At 73.9% G+C, this 19697-nt stretch carries 18 protein-coding genes; 4 read left to right on the forward strand and 14 right to left on the reverse strand.

The window, feature by feature from the left end; all coding sequences use genetic code 11:
* Window positions 1–47: 47 nt before the first annotated feature.
* The 10 genes from ACVWNX_RS04485 to ACVWNX_RS04530 all read right to left on the reverse strand — a co-directional run bounded on the left by ACVWNX_RS04485 (window position 48) and on the right by ACVWNX_RS04530 (window position 11535).
* The gene (locus ACVWNX_RS04485; RefSeq protein WP_454412551.1) at window positions 48–1181 is read right to left on the reverse strand and encodes a polyprenyl synthetase family protein; all 1134 of its coding nucleotides are present in this window, start codon (window positions 1179–1181) and stop codon (window positions 48–50) included.
* Window positions 1178–2611: a hydroxysqualene dehydroxylase HpnE gene (hpnE, locus tag ACVWNX_RS04490; RefSeq protein WP_454412552.1), complete on the reverse strand. Its 1434-nt coding sequence runs from the start codon at window positions 2609–2611 to the stop codon at window positions 1178–1180. The genes ACVWNX_RS04485 and hpnE overlap by 4 nt, the downstream gene beginning before the upstream one ends.
* A 199-nt stretch (window positions 2612–2810) precedes the next feature.
* Window positions 2811–3761 carry a presqualene diphosphate synthase HpnD gene (gene hpnD, locus ACVWNX_RS04495; RefSeq protein ID WP_454412553.1) on the reverse strand — a complete coding sequence of 317 codons (951 nt, stop codon included), beginning with the start codon at window positions 3759–3761 and terminating at the stop codon, window positions 2811–2813.
* Entirely contained in the window at window positions 3758–4735 is a 978-nt protein-coding gene (gene hpnC, locus ACVWNX_RS04500; protein ID WP_454412554.1) for a squalene synthase HpnC, read from the reverse strand. Before hpnC ends, hpnD begins: the two co-directional genes overlap by 4 nt.
* A 439-nt stretch (window positions 4736–5174) precedes the next feature.
* Window positions 5175–5954, reverse strand: a complete 780-nt coding sequence (locus tag ACVWNX_RS04505; protein ID WP_454412555.1) for an ABC transporter ATP-binding protein — start codon at window positions 5952–5954, stop codon at window positions 5175–5177.
* Window positions 5947–6876 (reverse strand): ABC transporter permease, encoded by a 930-nt coding sequence (locus ACVWNX_RS04510; protein WP_454412556.1) that lies wholly within the window; start codon window positions 6874–6876, stop codon window positions 5947–5949. Before ACVWNX_RS04510 ends, ACVWNX_RS04505 begins: the two co-directional genes overlap by 8 nt.
* Before the next feature lie 226 nt (window positions 6877–7102).
* The gene (locus ACVWNX_RS04515; protein WP_454412557.1) at window positions 7103–7882 is read right to left on the reverse strand and encodes a CDP-alcohol phosphatidyltransferase family protein; all 780 of its coding nucleotides are present in this window, start codon (window positions 7880–7882) and stop codon (window positions 7103–7105) included.
* Window positions 7860–8921 (reverse strand): iron-containing alcohol dehydrogenase family protein, encoded by a 1062-nt coding sequence (locus ACVWNX_RS04520; RefSeq protein ID WP_454412558.1) that lies wholly within the window; start codon window positions 8919–8921, stop codon window positions 7860–7862. The genes ACVWNX_RS04515 and ACVWNX_RS04520 overlap by 23 nt, the downstream gene beginning before the upstream one ends.
* Window positions 8909–9661 (reverse strand): phosphocholine cytidylyltransferase family protein, encoded by a 753-nt coding sequence (locus tag ACVWNX_RS04525; RefSeq protein ID WP_454412559.1) that lies wholly within the window; start codon window positions 9659–9661, stop codon window positions 8909–8911. The genes ACVWNX_RS04520 and ACVWNX_RS04525 overlap by 13 nt, the downstream gene beginning before the upstream one ends.
* Complete coding sequence (locus tag ACVWNX_RS04530; RefSeq protein WP_454414630.1) at window positions 9658–11535, reverse strand: DUF5941 domain-containing protein; 1878 nt, start codon at window positions 11533–11535, stop codon at window positions 9658–9660. Before ACVWNX_RS04530 ends, ACVWNX_RS04525 begins: the two co-directional genes overlap by 4 nt.
* A 570-nt stretch (window positions 11536–12105) precedes the next feature.
* Between ACVWNX_RS04530 and ACVWNX_RS04535 the strand changes: the two genes are divergently transcribed.
* Together ACVWNX_RS04535 and idi are read left to right on the forward strand one after the other, a co-directional pair.
* Window positions 12106–13044 carry a cation diffusion facilitator family transporter gene (locus tag ACVWNX_RS04535; protein ID WP_454412560.1) on the forward strand — a complete coding sequence of 313 codons (939 nt, stop codon included), beginning with the start codon at window positions 12106–12108 and terminating at the stop codon, window positions 13042–13044.
* An 875-nt stretch (window positions 13045–13919) separates the two neighbouring features.
* Window positions 13920–14513 carry an isopentenyl-diphosphate Delta-isomerase gene (gene idi, locus ACVWNX_RS04540; RefSeq protein ID WP_454412561.1) on the forward strand — a complete coding sequence of 198 codons (594 nt, stop codon included), beginning with the start codon at window positions 13920–13922 and terminating at the stop codon, window positions 14511–14513.
* 147 nt (window positions 14514–14660) lie between these two features.
* Here idi and ACVWNX_RS04545 read toward each other — a convergent pair whose 3' ends face one another.
* Together ACVWNX_RS04545 and ACVWNX_RS04550 are read right to left on the reverse strand one after the other, a co-directional pair.
* Window positions 14661–15218: an ATP-binding protein gene (locus ACVWNX_RS04545; RefSeq protein WP_454412562.1), complete on the reverse strand. Its 558-nt coding sequence runs from the start codon at window positions 15216–15218 to the stop codon at window positions 14661–14663.
* 143 nt (window positions 15219–15361) lie between these two features.
* Entirely contained in the window at window positions 15362–15982 is a 621-nt protein-coding gene (locus ACVWNX_RS04550) for an HdeD family acid-resistance protein (protein WP_454412563.1), read from the reverse strand.
* A 72-nt stretch (window positions 15983–16054) separates the two neighbouring features.
* On the opposite strand from ACVWNX_RS04550, the gene ACVWNX_RS04555 reads away from it, so the two are divergent.
* Window positions 16055–16819, forward strand: a complete 765-nt coding sequence (locus tag ACVWNX_RS04555) for an enoyl-CoA hydratase/isomerase family protein (protein WP_454412564.1) — start codon at window positions 16055–16057, stop codon at window positions 16817–16819.
* A gap of 141 nt (window positions 16820–16960) precedes the next feature.
* Here the strand turns inward: ACVWNX_RS04555 and ACVWNX_RS04560 are convergent, their stop codons facing one another.
* Entirely contained in the window at window positions 16961–17593 is a 633-nt protein-coding gene (locus ACVWNX_RS04560) for a DJ-1/PfpI family protein (RefSeq protein WP_454412565.1), read from the reverse strand.
* 62 nt (window positions 17594–17655) lie between these two features.
* Window positions 17656–18621, reverse strand: a complete 966-nt coding sequence (locus ACVWNX_RS04565) for a GlxA family transcriptional regulator (RefSeq protein WP_454412566.1) — start codon at window positions 18619–18621, stop codon at window positions 17656–17658.
* Window positions 18622–18766: 145 nt separating this feature from the next.
* Between ACVWNX_RS04565 and ACVWNX_RS04570 the strand changes: the two genes are divergently transcribed.
* The gene (locus tag ACVWNX_RS04570) at window positions 18767–19630 is read left to right on the forward strand and encodes an SCO6745 family protein (protein WP_454412567.1); all 864 of its coding nucleotides are present in this window, start codon (window positions 18767–18769) and stop codon (window positions 19628–19630) included.
* Window positions 19631–19697 lie beyond the last annotated feature (67 nt).

Genomic DNA, 19697 nt, shown 5'->3' on the forward strand with positions numbered 1-19697 from the left:
TGGGCACCGGCCGGCGACCGCGATTCATATGTTCCGGATGTCGATGATCATCTCTTTCGTACGACGACGAAGTCGGCGAGCGCGGTGAACCGCGCCCGTACCGGGTCGGGCATGTCCACGGAGGCCAGGGCGTCCACGGCGACCGCGTGCTGACGCCGGGCCTCCTGGGCGGTCCACTCCCGGCCGCCCGCCTCCTCGATGAGGGCGGCGCGGGCGGCGAACTCCTCCTCGGAGAAGCTGTCGAAGTCGTTGCTCTTGGCGTCGGCGGCGAGGAGTTCGGCGAGCCGCTCGGAGGCGGAGCCCCCGGCGTCGAGGGCGGCGACCACCGGCAGCGACTTCTTGCGCTGGCGGAGGTCGCTCCAGGTCTGCTTGCCGGTGGACTCCGGGTCGCCCCAGATGCCGAGCAGGTCGTCGACGGCCTGGAAGGCGAGGCCGAGGTGGTGGCCGTAGCGCTCCAGGCAGTCGGCGGTGCGGTCGTCGGCGCCGCCGAGCACCGCGCCGATGGAGGAGGCGCAGGCCAGCAGGGCACCGGTCTTGTTGCCCTCCATCTCCAGGCACTCCGCGACGGTGACCCGCTCGCGGTGCTCGTAGGAGATGTCCTGCGCCTGGCCGTCGATGAGGGCGCGGCTGGCCCTGGTGAGCCTGCGGGTGGCGCGGCCCGCCTCGACGGTGCCGAGTTCCAGCAGGACCTCGCCCGCGAGGGCGAACAGCGCGTCGCCGACCAGGATCGCCTGGGCCGGGCCGTGCACCTTCCACACGGTGTCGCGGTGGCGGCGCTGCTCGTCGCCGTCCATCAGGTCGTCGTGGAGCAGGGAGAAGTTGTGCACCAGCTCCACCGCGACGGCGCCGGGCACCCCGGTCTCCGGCGGGGCACCGGCGGCCTCGGCGGAGAGCAGGGCGAGCGCGGGGCGCACCGCCTTGCCGCCGTCGCCGTCGGCGGGGTGGCCGTGGGCGTCGATCCAGCCGAAGTGGTAGGCGGCGACGGTGTCCATGGGCGCGGCAAGCCGGTCCACGGCCGCCTTCAGCACCGGGGTCGCCAGGGTCCTGCCCCGTTCCAGCAGCGCGGCCACGTCCACGGCCTCGGCGGACAGTTCGCCCGGAAGCACAGTGGGCACAGTCTCTCCTCTTGTTGCGGTGGTGCCGGGGGTGCGGGTGACCGCCCCGCGGAGATCGAGTGTCATACCGCGCCCCCGAAGAAGTGGTCACGCGGCAGGCCGGGGACGCCGAGCGCGGCGTCGGCGGCGCTGACACCGCTGCGGACCGCCCCCTCCATCGTGGCGGGCCAGCCGGTGGCGGTCCACGCCCCGGCCAGGTACAGCCCCGGCGCCTTGGTGCGGGCGGGGGGCCGCAGCGCGCCGGTGCCCGGCGCGGGCGCGAACGTCGCCGTGCGCTCCCGGGTGACGAAGAAGTCCCGTACCCGGGCGTCCCGGGCGGCGGGCAGCAGCCTGGCCAGCTCCGGGAGGTAGCGCTCGCGCAGGGTCGCGACGGGCTCGTCGATCTCGTGGTGCGCGGCCGACTGGGAGACCGCGAGGTACTGCCCGTCGGTCAGCCCGGAGGCGGCGGTGCGGTCGAAGACCCACTGGACGGGTGAGCCGAGCGCGGCGAAGAACGGGCGCCGCAGGACCACGCGGTCGTAGACGACGTGCAGGTTGAGGATGGGCGAGGTGCCGAGTTCGAGCAGACGGCCCGGGGCGTCGAGGGCTCCGGGGGGCAGCAGGTCGTGGGTCTCGCGCTGGGCGGTGGCGAGGACGACGGCGTCCGCGGTGAGCCGTCCGTCCGGGGTGCGCACCGTCCAGCGGCCGTCGGGTTCGCGGGAGACCCCGGCGACCCGGGTGCGCAGCTCGGTGCGGACCCCGGCGGCGTCGAGGGCCTTGCGGGCGAGGGTGTCGTGGAGTTCGCCGAGGGGCACGGCGGCCCAGCCGATGTCACAGGCCCCGCGCTCCTGGAGCAGTCCGGTGCGGAAGACCATCGCGGCCAGGGCGAGGGACACGTCCGTGGCGACGGCGTTGAGGGTGGCGACGCCGACGAGGTCCCAGAGCGCCTCGACGGCCCGCGCGGACTGGCCGTGCCGGGCGAGCCAGCCGCCGAAGTCCTGGTCGTCCAGGGCCGGATCGGCCGGGTCCAGGGCCTTGAGGGCGAGCGCGGCGCGGCCGACGGAGAGCCGTTCGGCGGCCGAGAGGTGCGGGTACCGGGCGAGGGAGCGCGCCAGGTGCAGCGGTACGGGCAGGTCGTCGCGGCGCAGGGTGCCGAGCCGGGGGCCCTCGCCGGAGGCGGTGCGCACCCGGGTGGCGGCGTCCACCACGGGGACGGTCAGCCGGTCCTGGAGCGGGGCCAGCGCGGTGGCGTCGATCCGGTCGAGGAACCGGCGGTAGGCGGTGCAGCAGCGCAGATAGACGTGCTGGCCGTTGTCGACGGTGAGGTCGCCGCGCTGGAAGGAGAAGGCGAGGCCGCCGAGGCGGGGGCGTCCCTCCAGGAGGGTGACGGACACCCCGGCGTCCGCGAGGGCGAGGGCGGCGGTGGTCCCGGCGAGGCCGCCGCCGACGACCACGGCGTCGACGGGGCGTCCACCGGGCGCGGCCGGTCCGGCCGGACGCGGGGTGGTGTCGTTCACGCGGCTCCCCCGGAGGTGCGGTGACACGGGTGCGCCGGGACGCGGACGACGGGCGCGGACCGGTGGGCGGACGCGGACCGGAGGCCGTGCACGGACCGGTCGGCAAGCGCCGCCCGGTGGGCGTCGGACGGGCCGGTGGGCAGGGCACCGGGCCGGGCCGGACGCGGTGACGGGACCGGGGGCGGGAACGGTCCGGGCATCAGACGCGCCCCCTGGCGGTGAGGCGGGCGACGTGCCGGGCGTCGAGGCCGGAGAGGCCCCGGACGGCGACGTACGCCTTCTCGTGTCCCGGCAGGGAGACCCGGCCGCGCAGCACCGCGACGGGGTCGCGTTCGATGCGGTCGAGCAGCCGTCGGTAGATCCCGGCCATGGCGGCCACACAGGCGCCGCTGCGCCGGTCGAGGAGCGGGAGCAGCCGGTAGCCCTCGGCGAACAGGGCGCGGGCCCGGCGGACCTCGTGGTGGACGAGACCGGTGAAGTCGCCGCCCGCCGGGGGGTTCGGTCCGTCGAAGCCGTCGGCGCAGCCGAACTTGGCGAGGTCCTCGGCGGGGAGGTAGACCCGGCCGCCCAGCGCGTCCTCGCGGACGTCCCGGAGGATGTTGGTGAGCTGGAGCGCGAGCCCGAGGGTGTCGGCGTACTCGGGGGCGCGGTCGGCCTCCCGGGCGCCGGGCTCGGTGCCGAACACCCCGAGGGACAGCCGTCCGATGGCCCCGGCGACGCAGCGGCAGTAGACCTCCAGGTCGTCCCAGGTGGTGTAGGTCTGGCCGTCGACGTCCATCAGGACGCCGTCGATCAGTTCGTCGAGGGCGCCGAGGGGGACGGGGAAGACGCGTGCGGTGTGGCCGAGGGCGACCGCGACGGGGTCGGTGTCGTCCTCCTCGACCGCGCCGTCGCGGACCCGGGTCAGCAGGGCGCGGGTCTCCTCCAGCCGGACGCGCTTGACGTCCGGGGCGAGTTCACCGTCGCCGATGTCGTCCACCCGCCGTGAGAAGGCGTACAGCGCGGACATGGCGCGGCGCTTCGCGGTCGGCAGCAGTCGGATGCCGTAGGCGAAGTTCCGGGCCTGCTGCCCGGTGACGGTCTCGCAGTAGCTGTACGCGGCGAGCACCGGCGCGGATGCGCTCGGCTCTGGCTCCACGGCCCGGTTCACCCCTTTCCTCGCAGTGTGACGCCCACCTCGCGCAGGAGCTGGACCTTGGTGGACCTGGGCGGGCCCGAGAGCACGTCGTAGGAGGCCGCGGCCAGGGCGTGGACGGCGGCCCGGCCGCCGCCCACGAATCCGGCGAGGAGCAGCCGGAGTCTGCCGTGCACGCTGTCCACCAGGGCGGTGCCCTCGGCGAGCAGGTCACGGGCGCGGGCCGCCTCGTGGGCGACGAGCGCGCGCACCGACGCCCCGGTGGGGGGCGGGGCGGCGAGGTCGCCTTCCCCGACGTGGAAGCGGGCCATGTCCTCGGCGGGCAGGTAGATCCGGTCGCGGGCCAGGTCCTCGGCGACGTCCTGGAGGTGCTCGACGATCTGGAGGCCGGTGCACACGGCGTCGGAGCGGCGCAGGCGTTCGGGGGTGGCGGTGCCGGTGACGGCGAGGACGAGCCGGCCGACGGGGTTGGCCGACAGCTCGCAGTAGGCGAGGAGGTCGTCGTAGGTGGCGTAGCGGCTGACGAGCTGGTCCTGCCGGTTGGCGGCGATCAGCCCGAGGAAGGGAGCGGGGTCGAGCCGGTGGCGGTGGACCGTGGGGGCCAGACGCCGCAGCAGCGGATGGCGCGGACCGTCGGAGGCGGGGGCGAAGACCCGGCGCAGATCGGCCTCGAAGGCGTCGAGGAGGGTCAGCCGGTCCTCGGCGTCGGCCGGGGAGAGACCGAGGTGGCGGGCGTCGGCTCCGCCGGGGGCGAGGTCGCCGTCGCCGATGTCGTCGACCAGCCGGGCGTAGCCGTAGAGCGCCATGAGGTCGGCGCGCCAGGCGCGGGGCAGGAAGAAGGGGGCGACGGGGAAGTTCTCGTGCGCGGCCTTGTCGAGGGTGGTGAGGGTGGCGGGACCGTCGGGCTCCGGGGCGGACGGGGTGTCCACGGGGGGCCGGGGGGTGCCCGCGAAGGCCGGGGCGGGGCGGGGGCTGGACGTGCCGCGCATGGGCGTGCTCTCGGCTTCCGTCACCGTGTGCCGCCCGGTACGGAGACTGCGGAAGCGTCGCGGAGCCGGAGACTCTCCGTAGCCATTGCCGTCACATCTCCGTTCTACACTACCGACCGAAAACATCCCCTTTCGGACACACCGCCCACTGGTACGCCGCGGGGATGCCCGGGGGGCTTGAGACCGCCTTCTCCCCGTCGCCGCGCGTCAGGACCGTCACAGCTTACGTCGTACGACGTCGGGGCATCGGCGGGGGCCGGTCTGCCTCAGGGGAACGAACCGGCCAGCTCCCGGGTTCCCCGGTCGGGCGGATTTTCCACGGAGCGTCAGGATCCCCCGCCGCCCGGGCGGTTGGCGGCACACACGGAAGGACCCCGCGCGGTGGTTCCGGCGGGGTCCGGTCGTCCGGTGGGGATGCCCCCGGGGACGGGGGGAGCGGTTACTTCCCGGTGAACTTCTCGTACTCCTTCAGGACGTCCGCCGTGGGGCCGTCCATCCGCAGTTCGCCGTGCTCCAGCCAGATCACCCGGTCGCAGGTGTCCCGGATGGACTTGTTGTTGTGGCTGACGAGGAAGACCGTGCCCGCCTCCTGGCGCAGTTCCCTGATCCGGGCCTCGGAGCGCTTCTGGAACTTGCGGTCGCCGGTCGCCAGCGCCTCGTCGATCATCAGGACGTCGTGGTCCTTGGCGGCGGCGATGGAGAAGCGCAGCCGGGCCGCCATGCCCGAGGAGTAGGTGCGCATCGGCAGGGTGATGAAGTCGCCCTTCTCGTTGATCCCCGAGAAGTCCACGATCTGCTGGTAGCGCGAGGTGATCTGCTCGCGCGACATCCCCATGGCGAGGCCGCCCAGGATGACGTTGCGCTCCCCGGTGAGGTCGTTCATCAGGGCCGCGTTCACCCCGAGCAGCGAGGGCTGGCCGTCGGTGTAGACCTTGCCGCGCTCGGCGGGCAGCAGTCCGGCGATGGCCCGCAGCAGGGTGGACTTGCCGGAGCCGTTGGAGCCGATCAGCCCGATCGCCTCGCCCCGGTACGCCACGAAGGACACCCCGCGCACGGCGTGCACCTCGCGCACCCCGCGCTCCCCGCCGCGCCGCACGATGCGGCTGAGCGCCGAGGTGGCGCTGCCCTTGCCGGTCTTCGCGCCGTTGACGCGGTAGACGATGTGCAGCTCGTCCGCGATCACGGTGGGGCGCCGGGCGCCCGTGCTCTGTTCAGCCACGGCCGTACCGCTCCTCCGCCTTCCAGAAGTACACGAATCCGCCGACCGCCACGAGGACCGCCCAGCCCAGGGCGATGGCCCAGACGTGCGCGGGCAGGTTGTCGGAGCCGTAACCGTCGATCAGGGCGAACCGCATCAGGTCCATGTAGATCGCGGCCGGGTTCCACTGGAGCAGGTCCGCGATCCACGCGGGCCTGCCCTCCAGCATGATCGGGATGGAGAACATCACGCCCGAGGCGTACATCCAGGTCCGCATCACGAACGGCATCAGCTGGGCGAGGTCGGGGGTCTTGCTGCCGAGCCGGGCCATGATCAGGGCCAGTCCGGTGTTGAAGAGGAACTGGAGCGCCAGCGCCGGCAGGATCAGCAGCCACGACAGGCTGGGGTAACTGCCGCAGGCGATGGCGACGGCGAAGACCACCAGCATCGAGAAGAGCAGCTGCTGGAGCTGCTGGAGCGCGAAGGAGACCGGCAGCGAGGCCCGGGGGAAGTGCAGCGCCCGCACCAGTCCGAGGTTCCCGGAGATCGCCCGGACGCCCGCCATCACCGAGCTCTGGGTGAAGGTGAAGACGAACACCCCGGTCACCAGGAACGGGATGTACACCTCCTTCTCCATGCCCCGGCTGGCGTTCAGGATCAGCCCGAAGACCAGGTAGTAGACCAGCGCGTTCAGCAGCGGGGTGACCACCTGCCAGAGCTGGCCCAGCTTGGCCTGGCTGTACTGGGCGGTGAGCTTGGCCTGCGAGAACGCCAGGATGAAGTGACGCCGTCCCCACAGCTGACGGACGTACTGCGGCAGTCCGGGGCGGGCGCCGCTCACGGTCAGTCCGTGCTTGGCGGCCAGCGCCGCCGCGGAGAGCCCGTCGTCGGGCGACGGAGCGGCGGTCACCGCGACACCGCCGTCGTGCGTTGTCTCACTCACAAGGGAAACTTTCGTCTTCAGGAGATGAGCTGTCGGACGGGACACGGACGGGTCCCGGTCGTCCTCCGGGCGGGGGCGCGGCCGGACGTCCTTGGCACCCGAGCTTGTCAGATCGCCGCCGACGGGCCCAGCCGGGCCGGTCGCCACACGGTACGGCACGCTCCCGGAACGCGGGGAGCGCGGTCCGCGCACCGGTCCGCCCGCGGGGCACGCGGGCGGACCCGCCTCACTTCAGGCGGCTGGAGACCAGGATGGACACCAGGTGCAGCAGGGTCTGGAGGAGGGCGATGCCCGCCAGGACGGCCACCCCGAGCCGGGTGAAGAAGAGGTCGCCCCGGACGGTGTCCAGGACCGCGAGGACCAGGATCAGCAGGGACGCCTCGATGCCGAGGATCAGCCGGTGGAACTTGAGCGCGGCGGCGGCCCGGCGGGCCAGCGCCATCCCGGAGGAGCGCGGCTCCGACGCGGACTCCTTGACCGGCGGCAGCCCGCCCTGGTGCCGGGCGACGCCGACCAGGTCGGTCTCCGCCTTGATCAGGATCGCCCCGAGGGCCGCCAGGGTGCCGAGGAAGGCCCACAGCCAGTCGATCCGGCCGGTCCCCCACAGATCGGCGGCGCGCAGACCGAAGCCCACGAGCACCGCCGCGTCGGTGAGGTAGGCGCCGACCCGGTCCAGGTAGACCCCGCCGAGCGAGAACTGCTGGCGCCAGCGGGCGATCTCGCCGTCCACGCAGTCCAGCAGCAGGTACAGCTGGACCATCACCACGCCGAGCACGGCGCCCGCGATCCCCGGCACCAGCAGTGCCGGGGCCGCGAGCACGCCGCAGACGGTCATCAGGTACGTGAGCTGGTTGGGCGTGACCCTGGTGTTCACCAGGTAGCGGTCGCAGCGCAGCGAGATCTCCCGCATGTACAGGCGTCCCGCCCAGTGCTCACCACTGCGCCGGTCCTTGACCCCCGGGGGGTGCACGACCGGACGGAGTTCAGCTACCGATGGCCTTGGCATAGTCGGCGTATGCGTCCTTGATCTGGTCGGTGTTCAGGTCGAGGTGTTCGAGGATGGTGTAGCGGCCGGGCCGGGTCCGGGGGGCGAACGTCACGGCCTGGACGAACTCGTCCACCGTGAAGCCGATGTCCCCGGGCAGGACCGGCAGCCCGTGGCGGCGCAGCACCTCGGCCATGTGCCGGGACTCCTCGTGCGCCCCGCGCAGGTGCATGGCGAAGGCGGCGCCCAGCGCCACCTGCTCGCCGTGGCTCGCGGCCCGCTTGGGGAAGAGGAGGTCGAAGGCGTGGTTGATCTCGTGGCAGGCGCCGGAGGCGGGACGGGAGTCGCCCGCCACCGACATCGAGATGCCGGTGAGGACCAGGCCCTCCGCGAGCACCTGGAGGAAGCCGTCGTCGCCGACCCCGCCGGGGTGGCGCAGCACGGCCTCGCCCGCCTGCCGGGCGATGGCCGCGGCCAGCCCGTCGATCGACTCGCCGGTCTCCCGGTGGGCCAGCTCCCAGTCGGCGACGCAGGAGATGTTGGAGACGGCGTCACCGATGCCGGAGCGCACGAACCGCACCGGGGCCTCGCGGACCACGTCGAGGTCGATGACGACCGCGATCGGGTTGGGCACCCCGTACGAGCCGCGGCCCGCGTCGTTGTCGAGCGTCGCGACCGGGGAGCACAGACCGTCGTGGGCGAGGTTGGTCGCCACGGCGACCAGCGGCAGCCCGACCCGGGCGGCGGCGAACTTCGCACAGTCGATGATCTTGCCGCCGCCCAGGCCCACCACGGCGTCGTAGTGGCCCTTGCGCATCGCCTCGGCCAGCTTGACCGCGTCGTCCAGCGTGCCGCCGCCGACCGGGAACCAGTCGGCGCCGGGCAGCGCGGGCTCCAGCCGCTCCCGCAGCCGGGCGCCCGAGCCGCCGCTGATGGCGACGGCGAGCTTGCCCGAGGTGGAGATGCGCTGGTCCGCGAGGACCCCGCCGAGATCGTCGAGGGCACCCGCGCGGATGTCGACGACGAGCGGCGACGGGATCAGCCGGGTCAGTACTGGCACGCGATCTCACGCCCCTTGGCGAGGTCGTCGTGGTTGTCGATCTCGACCCACTTGACGTCGCCGATGGGCGCCACGTCGATCTGGAAGCCCCGGTTGACGAGCTCCTGGTAGCCGTCCTCGTAGTAAAGGTCGGGGTCGCGCTCGAAGGTGGTCTTCAGCGCGTCGGCCAGCTCGGCGGCGGCCTCGCCCTCGATGAGGGTGACGCCGATGTACTCGCCCGTCGCCTCGGCCGGGTCCATCAGCTTGGTGATCTTCTGGACGCCCTTGGCGGGGTCCACGACGACCTTCATCTCCTCGTCGGCGAGCTGCTTCACCGTGTCCAGGGCGAGGATGATCTTCTTGCCGTCGCCACGGGCGGCGAGCAGGGTCTTCTCGACGGAGACCGGGTGCACGGTGTCGCCGTTGGCGAGGATCACCGAGTGCTGGAGGGCGTCACGGCCGCACCACAGGGAGTAGGCGTTGTTCCACTCCTCGGCCTTGTCGTTGTCGATGAGGGTGAGCGTGAGGCCGTACTTCGCCTCCAGGGCGGCCTTGCGCTCGTACACGGCCTCCTTGCGGTACCCGACGATGATCGCGACCTCGGTGAGCCCGATCTCCGCGAAGTTGCCGAGGGTGAGGTCGAGGACGGTGAGGCTGTCCTCGGCGCCCTCGGGGCCCACCGGCACGAGCGCCTTGGGGAGCGTGTCGGTGTAGGGACGCAGACGCCGTCCGGCGCCGGCCGCCAGCACGAGGCCGATCATGCGGGTTCTCCTTCATCGTGTACGGCGGGTGCTCCGGAGGAGACCCAGAAGCGGATGCTCTCGACGAGCACCACGAGTGCCACCACCACGGCGAGGGCCGTGAGCAGGGCGGTGAAACCTGTGTCACCGAGCAGCGCGGCGGCGAGGGTGACCAGCAGGACCCTGCCCTCCTGCCCCCCGGTCGCGCGCACCAGCCACGTCGGCGGCGCGCCGGTACCACCGCGAATGCGGTAGACCGTGTCGTAGTGATGGTAGGCGACGGCCGCCACCAGCCCGAACGCGGCGGGCAGCGCCCCGTCCGAGCCCGCCTGGGCGGCCAGCGCCAGCACCGTGCCGTACTCGGCGGCACGGAAGAACGGGGGCACCAGCCAGTCGAGGGCGCCGGTCAGCGGACGGGCGACCGCGAGCCCCGAGGCCGCCACGTACAGACAGCCGACGGCGACGGTCGCCCAGCCGCCGAAGCCGGTGAGGGCGGCGCTCGCCACCACGGCCGCGCCGCCGAGGAGGGCCACGGCGGGCGGCGCGAAGGGCGGCAGCCGCCGGGCGACCCCGGTGAGCGCAGCCGCGAACGCCTCGCCGAGGGCTCCGGTGTCGGTGAGGTCGAAGAGCGCGCGGGCGGCCCGCTCGGTGCGCCGGGCCCGGCGGGTCAGCGAGCGCAGGACCCGTCCGGCGGTGGTATAGCAGGCCGCGAACGCGCAGCCCACGATCAGCACGACCAGGGTGATCCGGGGGGTGGTGAACGCGGTGAGCACCGCGATCAGCGCCCAGCGCTCCCCGATCGGCAGCACGATCATCCGGCGGGCCCAGACCGTCCAGCCGACGCCGTCGAGACGGCCGGAGAGGGCGGCGGTGGGGCTGGTGTTCCCGGTGGCGTCGTGGTTGGCCTCGTTGAAGGCGAAGTCGACGACGTGGCGGCAGGTCTGGAGGACCATCGCGCCGAGCGCCAGCGCCCAGACGTCGTCCCCGCCGCGTGCCGCGCCCAGGGCGAGACCCGCGTAGAAGACGTATTCCTTGGCCCGGTCGAAGGTGGCGTCGAGCCAGGCGCCGAGCGTGGAGTACTGGAGGGTGTAGCGGGCGAGCTGGCCGTCCGCGCAGTCCAGGACGAACGAGAACAACAGCAGGACCCCGGCGGCGACGAAGCCGCCCCGGGTGCCGGTGGCCGCGCAGCCCGCCGCGATCACCGCGGTGAGCAGGGACAGGGTGGTGACCTGGTTGGGGGTCAGTCCGCGCCGGGCGCACCAGCGGGCGACGTACCGGGAGTAGGGACTGACGACGAAGGTGGTGAAGAAGCCGTCCCGGGACTTCACCGCGGTGCGCAGCCGGACCTCCTCGTCGTCGACGGCGGCGACGGCCTGGCGGGCCTCGTTGCGGGCCTGCGGGTCGTCGGGGACCGTCGCGACGAGACTGCCCAGCTCGGGGCGGTGCACGGCGGTGCCCGCCGCCTCGACCAGGGTCGCGGCCCGGTCGGGGACGGTGTCCGCCACGGCGGTGGCGGCGTCCGGGGCGGCGGTGGCCTTCGCGGGGGCGTCGGACCCGGGGGCGGAGTCGGGGGTTCCGGTCGGTCCGGCGGCCGGGGCCGCGCCCTCGCGGACCGCGCGGTCCAGGGCGGCGCGGGCGGCGGGGCGGACGGTGACGGCGCCGGGCACGGCCGCCGCGTCGAACCGGGGGTCGGTGAGGGCGAGCCGCAGCGCGTGCCGGTGGCCCACGAAACGGCTGTCCACCAGCGCCACGCGCTGTCCGTCGGGGACGTCGGAGAGCAGGGCGGGGACGTCGGCCGCGTCCTCGGCGACCCGCACGTCGAAGCCGAGGTCCCGCAGATCGCCTTCGAGCGACGATCCCGGGACCGGCCGGCCGGTGAGGATGGCGGTCGACAGAGGGCTCACTCCCTGGGTTCCGGCGCACGCTGACGCCGGGCGTGCGCATAGGTGAGGGCGCGCCCCGGGGCCGGGGTTCCGGCCGGGCGGCATGTCGGCAGAGGTTATCGGATGCGTACCGAGGGGCGTTCACCACCCGTTCACGCTCCGTCGGCGCGGTCCACCGCCCCCTCGCCGTGCCGGTCATCATTGTTGATCACGGCCCGTATCACAAACCGTCCGGAGCCCGGGCCTTCCCGCGCCGGACGGCGGGGCGGGGGCGGCCGGTCCGGCGGCCCCGGCGCGGGTGGCGGGCGGGAGCCGCCCGGGGCCGGACCGCGAGGGGGTTTTCCTGGCCGCCCGGCGGGACGCGGGCGGGGTTCCGGCGGTGTTCGGGCGGGGCCCGCGGCCCGGGTGGCCGAACGTACCGCCGCCCTGGTTCCGGATCTTTCCGACGCTCTGACCTGGGGTTCGTTTTCGCAGGTCAGAGCATATGACAACGGTGTTCAATGCCGTGTTGCCGGATACCCCCCACCCGTAGTTCACTGAGGTGCGAGAGGACGTCCACCACTGCTGCGAGGGATGGTTTTCATGGGGGCAGGGCACGATCACGGGCACGGCCACGGCGGCCCCGTCACCGGTACGGCCGCGGCCGCGTACCGGGGACGGCTGCGGATCGCGCTGTCGATCACGCTGACCGTGCTGGTGATGGAGGTCATCGGCGGATTCGTCACCGGATCGCTGGCCCTCGTCGCGGACGCGGCGCACATGGCCACCGACGCGGTGGGCCTCGGGATGGCCCTGCTCGCGATCCACTTCGCGAACCGCCCGCCGAGCGCCAACCGCACCTTCGGCTTCGCCCGGGCGGAGATCCTCGCCGCCCTCGCCAACTGTCTGCTGCTGCTCGGCGTCGGGGGCTACGTCCTCTACGAGGCGGTCCAGCGGTTCATCACGCCCACCGAGACCGAGGGCGGGCTCACCGTGGTCTTCGGTCTGATCGGCCTGGTGGCGAACCTCGTCTCGCTGTCGCTGCTGATGCGCGGGCAGAAGGAGAGCCTCAACGTCCGGGGCGCCTTCCTGGAGGTGCTGTCGGACGCGCTCGGCTCGCTGGCCGTGGTCGTCTCCGCGCTGGTCATCATGGCCACCGGATGGCAGGCCGCGGACCCGATCGCCTCGCTGGTCATCGGGCTGATGATCGTCCCCCGGACCGTGAAGCTGCTCCGCGAGACCCTGAACGTGCTGCTGGAGTCGGCCCCCAAGGGCGTGGACATGACCGAGGTGCGCTCCCACATCCTGGCCCTGGAGGGGGTCGAGGAGGTGCACGATCTGCACGCCTGGACGATCACCTCCGGGATGCCCGTGCTGTCGGCCCACGTGGTGGTCAGCGAGAAGGTCCTGGACCGGACCGGGCACGAGCGGATGCTGCACGCGTTGCAGGAGTGCCTCGGGGACCATTTCGACGTGGCGCACTGCACCTTCCAGCTGGAGCCCGGGGGGCACGCGGAGCACGAGGCGCGGGTCTGCCACTGAGTGCGGGCGGGGCCCTGGTTTTTCGGGTGCGGGGTGCGGTGGGCTGCCGGTTCGCCTCGGGTGCGTCGTGGTTGTTCGCGCCGTTCCCCGCGCCCCTTGGCCGGGCTGCTGTCCGTCGTTGGCCGCGGGTCCGCTGGGGTTGCTCGCGCAGTTCCCCGCGCCCCTGACGGGGCCTGCTCCCCGGTTCGCCGCAGGTGCGTCGTGGTTGCTCGCGTCGTTCCTCGCGCCCCTGGCGGGGCCCTGATCCCTGGTTCGCCTCGGGTGCGTGGTGGTTGCTCGCGTCGTTCCTCGCGCCCCTGGCGGGGGCGTCCTGGCTAGGGGGCGTTGTTGCGTGGGGGTGTGTTGGGGTTGGTCGCGTGTGTGGGTTCGGTGGGGGTGTTCGTCGGGAGGGCGCCGTAGGGGCGCGGGGAACTGCGCGAGCGGCCCGCCACGGTCCGCGGCCGACAGCGACGACGCGGGAGCGCACCGTCCCGCTCCCGCACCCGACGGCGAGACCCTGCCCGAAGCGCACCGACAGGGGCGCGGGGAACTGCGCGAACAACCCCAGCGGACCCGCGCAGGACGACGCACCCCGGCCGGCACGCCCCGGAAGGGGCGCGGGGAACCGCACCAGCGGGGCACCGCACCGTTCCTCGCGCCCTCCCGGGGCACGGGATTCGCTTGAGTGTTCTGCGAATGCGTGCGCTAGCCGACGTGGGCGTGTTTTCCGTCGGGGGCCGGGAAAGCGAGTCAGGTAGTCGGGCGCCCCGGGCGTCCGACCAGTCGCGCGGCGGTCGCGGGCCCGGTCCCACGGCACGCGGCGGACGCCGTCGATGCCGGAAGTGTCGGTGATGTGCGGCAGACTTGACGGGCGAGGACCGAAGCGAAGGATGGGTATGCCGATCACACCTGCGACCGCGGAGCACACCGCGCCGAGCGCCACCACCGAAGCGATCATGCTGGAACTGGTCGACGAGGACGGCAACACCATCGGCACGGCCGAGAAGCTCTCCGCCCACCAGGCCCCGGGGCGGCTGCACCGGGCGTTCTCGGTGTTCCTGTTCGACGAGCGCGGACGGCTGCTGCTCCAGCGGCGGGCGCTCGGCAAGTACCACTCCCCCGGAGTCTGGTCGAACACCTGCTGCGGCCATCCGTACCCGGGCGAGGCGCCCTTCGCGGCCGCCGCCCGCCGCACCTTCGAGGAGCTGGGGGTCTCCCCCGCCCTGCTCGCCGAGGCGGGCACCGTCCGGTACAACCACCCGGACCCCGCGTCGGGACTGGTGGAGCAGGAGTTCAACCATCTGTTCGTGGGGCTGGTGCGGACGCCGCCACGGCCCGACGGGACGGAGGTCGGGGAGACCGCCTTCGTCACCGCCGGGGAGCTGTCGGCACGGCACGCGGAGGACCCGTTCTCGGCGTGGTTCATGACGGTGCTGGACGCGGCGCGGCCCGCGATCAGGGAGCTGACGGGCCCGGCCGCGGGCTGGTGAGCGGTCCGGCCGTGGACGGGTGAGCGCCCGTCCGCGACCGGGGGCCGGAGGACGGGGGAAAGCGCGACGGACGGCCCGGGTCGGGAGACCCGGGCCGTCCGTCGTGTTCCGGGCCACCGGGTCGGCGGCACCCGGGACCGGGGCCGGTCAGCGGCGGCCCGGGAGCCGCGCGGGGCCGAGCGGCAGCGCCGCCCAGATGACCTTGCCGCCGTTGGGGGTCTTCTCCACGTCGCACACGCCGCCGGACTCCCGGGTCACCTCGCGCACCAGGAGCAGCCCCCGGCCGCCGGTCTGGCCGTGGTCGGCCTCCAGGGCGGTCGGGCGGTAGGGGTGGTTGTCCTCGACGGCGACCCGCACCCACTCGGCGCCGACCGCCAGCTCCACGGTGAGCAGCGGGGACAGCACCGCGGCGTGCTTGACCGCGTTGGTCGCCAGCTCCGAGACGATCAGCAGCAGCCCCTGGAGCAGTTCGTCGGTCACCGGGACCCGCTGGCGCAGCAGCAGATCGCGGACCGCGCGCCGGGCCCGGGGCACCGAGGCGTCCACCGCGGGGGCCTGGAAGCGCCACACCCCCTCGTACGGCGGGGGGCCGTGGGTGACGCCCGGAGGTGCTCCGTGGCCGGTTCCGGTTCCCGGAGGAGGTCCGGAGTCCCACCCGCCGCTGCCCATCGCCCGGTCGCCGCCCTCGCGCTCGATTGTCTCCACGGGTCGAGTGTTGGCAATGCCGGGGCCCGCCCCGGCAACCTGACCAGAAGTCAGCATCTATCGACGCGTTGTGACCGAACCCGCTTGGCCAGCTAAGTGGGAGTGACCACGCATGACCCGATTTGCCGCGTTCGAGACGCTCGTCAGGTTGTACGCGAAGGGGGTGGACCGGGGTCGGCGTCCGGCTCCCCCTCAGGGGCCAGGCTGTCCGTGACGAGACCGACGATCTGCCGTCCGCCGAGGCCGGTGGCGATCAGTCCCAGGCCGTCGAAGAGCAGGGCCAGCGAGAAGAAGCACCCGATGACGTAGACGCTGCTGCTGGGCCAGCCCGCCAGGACCAGGACGCCCAGGAGCACGCCCAGCGCGCCCTGCACCAGCGCCCAGCCGAACTGGGGCCCCCGCGCCACCAGCGCCCCGACCAGCCGGAACAGGCCGCCCGCCAGGAACAGCAGGGCGGCGAACATGGTGAGCGTCGCCGCCGCCACCTCGGGTCTGCGCAGGATCACGATCCCGGCCGCCAGGTACAGCGCGGCGATGAGCACGGCGGGCCAGAAGTAGTTCTCGTGGCGGGACTGGACCGCGTGCACCAGCCCGATGACCCCGCCGATCAGCAGCAGCCAGCCGAACAGCAGCATGGTGGTGAGCGTGGCCACCCCGACGTACACCAGGCCGACGACCCCGGCGACGACGAGCAGCACACCGAGAACCACCAGGCCCGTGAATCCCCGCCGCAGCTTCCTGACCTCGGTACGGGGCGTACTCATGGGGCGCCTCCCACGGCCGTGCGACCCCCACTGATGATCGTACGTTCGCCCCGTCCGGATAGCATCCGGCGCATGGAGCCTCAGTTGCCTTACGGCGTGACCGACGGGGTCGCCACGATCGTCATCTGCCATCCGGCGAAGCGCAACGCGATGACCGAGGAGATGTGGCGGTCCCTGCCGCCCATCCTCGACGAGCTGGGCGCGGACCCCGCCGTCCGGGCGTTGGTGCTGACCGGAGCGGGCGGGACGTTCTGCGCGGGAGCGGACATCTCCACGCTGAGCGGACCGCCCGGCACCGCGGAGGCCGCCCAGGAACTGGCGGTGCGGGCCGAGGAAGCCCTCGCCGCGTTCCCCAAGCCGACGCTGGCCGTGGTGCGGGGGCACTGCGTCGGCGGCGGCTGCCAGCTGGCCGTCGCCTGCGATCTGCGGTTCGCCGACGAGGAGGCGCTGTTCGGGGTGACGCCCGCGAACCTGGGCATCGTCTACCCGGAGTCGTCCACCCGGCGGCTGGCCACCCTGGTCGGCCCGGCGACGGCGAAGTACCTGCTGTTCTCGGGCGAGCTGATCGACTCGGCCCGGGCGCTGCGCACCGGACTGGTGGACGAGGTGCTGGCGGCGGAGGAGCTGGACGAGCGGGTCGCGGAGTTCACCCGGCTGCTCACCACGCGCTCCCAGCTCACCCAGGCCGCGGCCAAGGACTTCACGGCGGGCCGGGTGGACCGGGCCGAGCACTGGGCGGCGCTGGCCCGGGGCACCGGGGAGACCGCCGAGGGCGTCGCCGCGTTCCTCGAACACCGGGCGCCCCGCTTCCCCTGGCCGCCGCATCCCGCCGACTGAACCCCCTCGGCATCGTGCGGGACGGCGCCGGGCCCGTCGGCCCGGAGCCGACCGGATTCCCCCCGGTACCCGGTCGGCTCCGGGCGGCCCGACGGCGCGCGGCCGTCCGGCGGTCGTGGCCGCCTGACGGACGCGCGGCCGTCAGGCGGTCTGTGCGGCCCGCTCCCGCCACTCGGCCACCAGGTCGGCCGGGGCCTTCTCCGGAGAGCCCGCGTCATAGGGCGGCTGGGGGTCGTACTCCAGGAGCAGCTGGATCGTCTGCGCCACCCGGTCGCCCGCGATCCGGCCCGCCAGGGTCAGCCCCATGTCGATCCCCGAGGAGACCCCCGCCGCCGTCACGTACTTGCCGTCGAACACCACCCGCTCGGGGACCGGCTCGGCGCCCAGGGCACCCAGTTCCTCCCGCGACAGCCAGTGGGTGGTGGCACGGCGCCCGGTGAGCAGCCCCGCCGCGGCGAGGATCAGCGAACCGTTGCACACCGAGGTGGTCCAGGTGGTGTGGGCGTCGACGGCGCGCAGCCACTCCAGCAGCACCGGGTCCTCGGTCTGGGGCTTGACCTCCGGGCCGCCGGGCACCACCACGATGTCCGGGCGGGTCACCTCCCCGAAGGTCCGGTCGGGGGTGAGGGCCAGCCCCCGGCTGTCGTTGAGGAGCGGGGTCCGGTCGGCGGCGACGAAGACGGGTTCGGCGCCGGGGAGGTGCTGGAGCATCTCGTAGGGGCCCACGACGTCCAGCGTGGTGAAGCCCTCGAACAGGACGATGGCTATCTGCATGGCGGGTCTCTCTCGTTGGTGTGCGTCGGGCGGCGACCGGCCGGCCGGATGACCGGCGGCCGTCACACGGGTACGGACCGGAAGCGGCGGCGGTAGTCCGCGGGCGGCGCGCCCAGGGTGCGGACGAAGGCGCGGCGCATCGCCTCGGGGGTGTGGTAACCGCAACTGCGGGATATCTGCTCGACGCCGTCGCTGGTGTCCTCCAGCAGTCGGCGGGCGTACTCGACGCGGACCCGCTCCACGTAGCGGCCGGGGGTGGTGCCGGTCTCGGCGCGGAAGGTCCGGGCGAAGTGGCGGGGGGAGAGCGAGGCCCGGGCGGCGAGCTTCTCCACGGACAGGTCCGCGCCGGGGTGTTCGGCGATCCAGCTCTGCACCTCCCGCAACGGGGACCGGCTCGCGGTCTGGGCGGCGAGCTGGGCGCTGAACTGGGCCTGGTTCCCGGGGCGGCGCAGGAAGACCACCAGATAGCGGGCGACGGTGAGGGAGACCTCGTGGCCGTGGTCCTCCTCGACCAGGGACAGCGCGAGGTCGATGCCCGCGGTGACGCCCGCCGAGGTGGCCACGTTGCCGTCCCGGACGAAGATGGGGTCCGGGTCCACCCGGATCTCCGGGTGCTCGCGGGCCAGGGTGTCGCTGTAGGCCCAGTGGGTGGTCGCCCGGCGGCCGTCGAGGAGTCCGGCGCGGGCCAGCAGGGCGGCGCCCGTGCAGACCGACACCAGCCGTTCGGCCTGGTGCCCGTGCTCGCGCAGCCAGTCGATCAGCGGCGCGTCCTCGTCCCGGGCACCGGCGCCGCCCGGGACGACCAGGGTGTGCGGGACCGGCGCTCCGGCGAGGTCGCTGTCCGGGAGGAGGGTCAGTCCGCTGGTCGTCCGCACGGGACGTCCGTCCAGGGAGGCGGTGCGGACCACATAACCCCGGTCGGGGTCGCCCAGGGCGTGTCCCGCGCCGTTGAAGACTTCGGTCGGCCCGGTGACGTCGAGGCTCTGCACCCCGTCGAAGAGGAGCACGAGGACGGTTCGCTGTGGCATGCCATCGATCTTCGACGGACGGACCCGATGGCCGCAATGACGGGTGTCCCACCTATCCCGCCATCGTCCGGCCCTCCCCGCGCCGTCCCGGCCTCGGCGGCGGACGGGCCTTCCCTCCGTGACGACCGGTCAGTAGCGTGACGCCATGGGTTCCCTTCCCGAGCGCGCCGGACGCCGGTGCAACCAGGTCCTCAATCCCCTCCACGCGGCCCACTACTTCTCCCCCGAGGCCGGTGCCGAGATGACGGCGCTGGGTCTCGACGGCTGGTCCGCCGGTTACTTCGCGATGCGCTCGGCGGCCCTGGGCGAGGTCGGCTCGGCCACCGTGACGGCGGCGTTCTACGTCTTCAGTCCGGCCCTCGTCGCCGCCCACCTGCCCGCCGCCTGGCGCGCGGCCGCCCCGGAGGCGGTGCTCGCAGCCCGGCTGCGCGCGGCGGACGGGGCGCTGCGGCGGCTGCTCGGCGACGGGACGGTCGCCTCCCCGGAGATGGCCGAGGCCGCCGGGCTGGCGCTGCGCGCCGCCGAGGGCTGCGCGCCGCACGGCCGGGCGCTGGCGGCGGCCCACGCCGCGCTGCCCGTGCCCGACGCCCCGCACCTGGCGCTCTGGCACGCGGCGACGGTGCTGCGCGAGCACCGGGGCGACGGGCACCTCGCCGTCCTCCTCGACCTCGGACTGGACCCGGTGGAGGCGATGGTCAGCCACACCGCGACCGGCAAGGGCATGACCCCGCGCTGGAACACCACCACGCGCGGCTGGGAGGACACCGACTGGAAGGCCGCCGTCGAACGGCTGCGCGCGCGGGGGCTGCTCGCGGCCGACGGCGAGCTGACGGACCGGGGGCGGGCGCTGCGCGCGGAGCTGGAGGAGCGCACGGACCGGCTGGACCTCGCCCCCTACGAGCTGCTCGGCGCGGCCGGAACGGCCCGGCTGACCGAGCTGGCGGGCGGTTTCACCCGCACCGCGCTGGCGGCGGGCGCGTTCCCCGCCGAGGCGTTCGGCAAGGGCTGACCCCCGGCCCTCGCCCACCGGCTCCCCGCGCGTGGCCGGGGCCGTGGGTCCGGAGCGGGCCCGGGCG

The sequence above is a fragment of the Streptomyces sp. JNUCC 64 genome, from assembly GCF_054484115.1.